This window comes from Synechococcus sp. W60.3, assembly GCF_047502615.1.
In the GTDB taxonomy this organism is placed as follows: Bacteria; Cyanobacteriota; Cyanobacteriia; order Thermostichales; family Thermostichaceae; genus Thermostichus.
In genome coordinates this window covers 106841-111594 of the sequence record NZ_JANSHJ010000005.1, presented here as the reverse complement: position 1 = coordinate 111594, position 4754 = coordinate 106841, and the positions used below count along the sequence as shown (strand labels likewise).

At 57.8% G+C, this 4754-nt stretch carries 3 protein-coding genes; 1 reads left to right on the top strand and 2 read right to left on the bottom strand.

The window, feature by feature from the left end:
- Nucleotides 1–256: 256 nt before the first annotated feature.
- Complete coding sequence (locus NW846_RS03270) at nt 257–2551, top strand: glycosyltransferase family 2 protein (RefSeq protein ID WP_414515291.1); 2295 nt, start codon at nt 257–259, stop codon at nt 2549–2551.
- A 55-nt stretch (nt 2552–2606) separates the two neighbouring features.
- On the opposite strand, the gene NW846_RS03265 is transcribed toward NW846_RS03270, so the two are convergent.
- Nucleotides 2607–2966, bottom strand: a complete 360-nt coding sequence (locus tag NW846_RS03265) for a hypothetical protein (protein WP_414515289.1) — start codon at nt 2964–2966, stop codon at nt 2607–2609.
- Between the two features lie 241 nt (nt 2967–3207).
- Nucleotides 3208–4754 (bottom strand): alkaline phosphatase D family protein (locus NW846_RS03260; protein ID WP_414515303.1); only part of this gene is annotated, 1547 nt, incomplete at its 5' end.

The window sequence follows — 4754 nt, the reverse complement described above, 5'->3', positions numbered from 1 at the left end:
CCGGCAGGCTATCGAGTGCGCTACCCCGGTCGCTTCAGTTGGCAGCTTTTGTTGTGGCAATACCGCTATTGGTTAGTGCTGCTGCTGGCCCTTTTGCTGGCAGTAGGAGCCTGGAATACCTACCAACGCTTGGCCCGCCGCCCTGAGTCGCCCACCCTTTCCTAGGGGGGTTGGCAGAGGACTTCCGGTTAAACCAGACTTGAGTCAAGCAAGGACTCCGTCCCACTTGCGCGAATAGGGTTTCCAGCCACGCTCTATGCTCCAGTCCCTCAAATCCTCGCTTTTGCGCACGGGCTACCTTACCCGGCAGCAATTGGCTAAGGCTGAGGAGTATCGCGAAGCAGCTAGTTGCTCCTTGCCTAGGGCTCTTTGGAGCCTGCGGGTCATGCACCCCGACAAGTTCGCCGACCTGTGTCGCCAGATTCTGGATCGGCCCAAGCTAAGAGACTGGCTGCTCAAGCACTCCCTGGATCCAGAGCTGCCTTGGCTGATCGAGCCTATCGATCTGGTGCCGGTGCGCTTTTTGCCCTGTGGCTGGCTCAACCCGCAAACCGTTGTCGTGGCCACTGAAGAGCCGGGCTACCCCGGCGTTTGGCAGGCTGTGAAACGCCTGTGCCCGGAAGCAGAAAAACTCTGGGAGATCCCGGCTACCGAAAAGCAGATCCTGACGGTCATCCTTGAGCGCAAGCTGGCCGCCGAACTGCTGGGCAGTCGTCTTACCTTAGAGCAGTGGCAGCAGGCTTTGGACATCCGCCGCCGCACCGGCTCCAGCCTGGGGCAGGTGCTGACCCGGCTGAGCTACCTCTCCACCCCCGAGTATCTCAGCATCCTAGCCCATTTGCTGGGCTACCCCGCTGTTTCAGAACTAATGGGGACAGGGCTGCTCCACCGCGACGAGAGCCTGAGCCGGCAGTTTGATCCCGAGGTGATGATGCGCCACCTCTTCTACCCCTTGAGCTGGACGGATGAGCACACCCTTACAGTGATGGTCAATGACCCCCTGGACTGGGCGGTGGATGAGATCCTTTACAGTTGGCGGCCAGGCTTGCGGATTGAAAAGGTGCTGGGCACCGAGCAGGATATCACGCAACTGCTCAGCCAAGACCAGGGATCCCGCTTCAGCCAAGAGGCGGTGTACAAGCTCATGGCCCGCCTGCCAGAAGAATCGGCCTCGCGGGTGTTTACTCCTTCTCAGATTGCAGTGGGCTACGGCCTGCTGCTGCTATTTCTATTGGGGTTGGCCACTGCTCCCTGGACGACTCTGACCATTTTGGTGCTGCTGATCAATCTTTTTTACGTCGCTTCGATCCTGTTCAAACTGCTGCTCAGCCTAGTGGGATCCGCCGATCGCTTCCACCAGATTACCGATGAAGAAGTGGCCGCCCTCGATGACCACACCTTGCCCATCTACACCATCCTGGTGCCGGTTTACAAAGAGCCAGAAGTGATGCCAATTCTCATCAACTCCCTCTCCAAGCTGGATTACCCCCACGAGCGGTTGGATGTGCTTATTCTGTTGGAGGAAAACGACCGAGACACCATTGAGGCGGCCCGGGCTGCCAAGCCCCCCCGCTACGTGCGCCTGCTCATCGTGCCAGATAGCAAGCCCAAGACCAAACCCAAAGCCTGCAACTACGGCCTGGCCTTTGCCCGCGGCGAATACCTCACCATCTACGACGCTGAAGATATCCCCGACCCCGACCAACTCAAAAAAGCGATCATCGCCTTCAAAAAAGGGGATCCCAGCTTGGTTTGCGTCCAGGCTGCCCTTAACTACTTCAACCGCAACGAGAACTTCCTCACCCGCATGTTCACCCTGGAGTATTCCTACTGGTTTGATTACCTCCTGCCAGGCTTGGAAACTCTGAAAATGCCCATCCCCCTGGGTGGCACGAGCAACCATTTCCGCACCGACCGCCTGCGGGAGCTGCAGGGATGGGATCCGTTCAACGTCACCGAAGACGCCGACTTGGGCATCCGCGCCAGCCAGCACGGCTATACCGTGGGCGTGATCAACTCCACCACCTACGAAGAGGCCAACTGTGCCGTTAAAAACTGGATCCGGCAGCGCTCCCGCTGGATCAAAGGCTACATGCAAACTTGGCTGGTCCACAACCGCAACCCCCTGCGCTCCTTGCGCAAGCTGGGCCTCAAAAACTGGCTATCCTACCAATTTTTTATCGGGGGCAGCTTCTTTACCTTCCTCACCAGCCCCATCATGTGGCTGCTGTTTATTTACTGGCTGCTCACCCGCGCCCATTGGCTGCAAAACATTTTCCCGAGTTGGCTGATCTACCTAGGCTTGTTCAATCTCCTGGTAGGAAATGCCATCGGGATCTACCTAAACTTGGTGGCTGTCTTCCGACGCGGCTACTACGATCTGGCCTTCTATGCCCTGCTCAACCCCATCTATTGGCAACTGCACTCCATCGCAGCCTATATGGCCCTGTGGCAGCTTTTTACCAAGCCCTTCTACTGGGAAAAGACCATCCACGGCCTGAGCAAGTTTACCCACGCCAAAGTCCAGGAAGCTGCTCACAAAGCAGCCTAGGCTACGGACTGAGTTCCTAAGCAGTAGCAGCGAAGTGAGGACAGCCAGCACCCTTCTAGAAGCTGTAGTCCGAGTCTACGATCACAGCACAACCACTGGGGTGGAGACAGCTAGCCATGATCACCTTGACAGAAAAGTTGCCCTCGTAGGGCGCCTGCACGATGGGGAAATCGTCCAACAGTTCGTCTGCAGCCACCACCTGACCGCTGGCATCGTAAAGCACCAGATCCACATCGAAGCAATCCTGGTCGCACTGCGCCCAGATGTTTTCACCTCGGTAGAAATAGCCTGTAACTACGGTCGATTGTCCATTAAGAAGCCACAAACTACGGCTCTGAGCCCAGGCGGCAGCACCCCCGACAACCGCGGCTGCCCCTATCAGGCTTGCCACCAACCAGCCCCGCACCGAAGCCATAAGACTGCCCTCCTACTGAAAAACGGAGATAGATTTTCTACAGGGATCCACCTCAACGCCCACACTCTAGCACCCGGATCCGTCTTTCCCGAACGATCCAGATCACGTTAAGGATCCCACGTTAAAAATCGCGAAAAAGGGATACAAAAAAGGGATCCCAACCGAAGCAGGGATCCCTTAATTCTGATTGACAATCCGGCGCAGCTGGCTCATCGGTTGAGCCGACTTCTTTATTGTGGTTTTATTGCGGCAAATTCAGTTCCCCCCTTCGCCCTAAGGGATCCGTCAAAACACTGCCGGTAGGGCCTTTGATTTGAATGGTGCAGCGGCTGCCGGAGACTTCAATAACGTTGTAGTTGGGCACCGCCAGCTCCAAAAAGCGCAGGTTGCCTGTGGTTACCCCTGGGATCCCGCTCACTTGCGGATTGGTCGGATTCACCGGTGCCAAAAAGCCGTTCACAATCCGGTAATACAGGCGGCTGGCATTGGGGATCCCCAGTTGATTGCCCAGCTCGTCAATGCTCAGGGCCGTAACGCTCCGCCCGGTGGGGCCGGTCCACACCTCCCAGATAGGGTTGCTGCTGCCGGGGTTGACCTGGCCGATGAAGCCGGCGTGGTTGTTGCCCGTCAGGAACACCACGTTGCGGATGTTGTTGCTCTCAATAAAGTCAATGACTTCCTGCCGCTCCAGCCAGTAGCCTTCCCAAACATCGTTGGAGCGGAAGTAGGTCACCGTGATGGGAAACTCGCTGACGATGAACTTGTAGGTGGCGGTGGAGTTGCGCAGGCCGTTGAACAGCCACTGCTTCTGCGGATTGCCCAAGAGGGTACGGGGCGTGCGGCGCAGCAGGTTAAACAGGGCTTGCTCGGAGCCGGGTGGGCCGAAGAAAAGGGTTTCCTGTTCGGGCGTAAGACGAATGCCGGCCAGCTCCAAAAAGCGCTGCCGGGTCAGGCCGGGAGGCAAAATGGGCAAAATGGGGGTGACCGCCGCCAAATCCCGGTACTGGCGCAGGTCGAGGATAAAGACTTCGGCATTGGCCCCGTAGCGGAAGCTGCGAAACAGCCGATCCCGGCTATCCACCCCGGCCACATCTGTCAGGTTGGGGGTAATGGGGTTGTATTCAAAAAAGGCTTGGTAGCCGAGCACCTTGAGATCTTCCACATCGCGGGTTTGCCCGGTGGTGTCGTTCAGCTGAGTGGCCCGGCCGCCGCGAGCCTTCTGGCCGCTGTAGTTGTCAATTACCTCGTGATCGTCCCAGTTGACAACAAAGGAAGTCCGGCCAAACAGTTGCGCGAACTCCCGCCCGGCATAGTTGGGATCCCGCTGATCCCGATAGAGGCTGCGGTAGAACTCCAGATTGCCGATGGGATCTAACCCCAGCCAGAAGCGATCGGCGTAGACGGTATCGCCGTTAAAGGAGATGAAATCGATATCGCCGCGGCTGACTTCTGCCAGCATGGCTGCCCCAATAGGAAAGGGAGGCTCGTTGGCGCAGCTAATGTGCAGAAAACGAACAGGCCGCCCATCCCCAGGAGCCGGCAGGGTGCGGAACTGTCCCACGGGACTGGTAAACCCCTCGCTGACAAACCGGTAGAAGTAGCGCTGCGCTGGCCTCAAGCCGGTGACGACGGCACGAGCAATGTAGTCGCCTGGCTCAGTGCGGTAGTTGCGGCCCGCCACACGGCGAGCAGTAAGCGAAACTTGTTGCGAAATGGGGTTGAACTCGGAATTCTCAGCCACCTGCAACGTCACCGCAACCGTGTCTGTTGCACTGGCCGGGATCACCC

What these genes read in the sequence shown, in the direction of transcription:
- NW846_RS03270 (WP_414515291.1), top strand. Translation starts at nt 257, where the DNA reads ATGCTCCAGTCCCTCAAATCCTCGCTTTTGCGCACGGGCTACCTTACC.
- NW846_RS03265 (WP_414515289.1), bottom strand. Translation starts at nt 2,966, where the DNA reads ATGGCTTCGGTGCGGGGCTGGTTGGTGGCAAGCCTGATAGGGGCAGCC.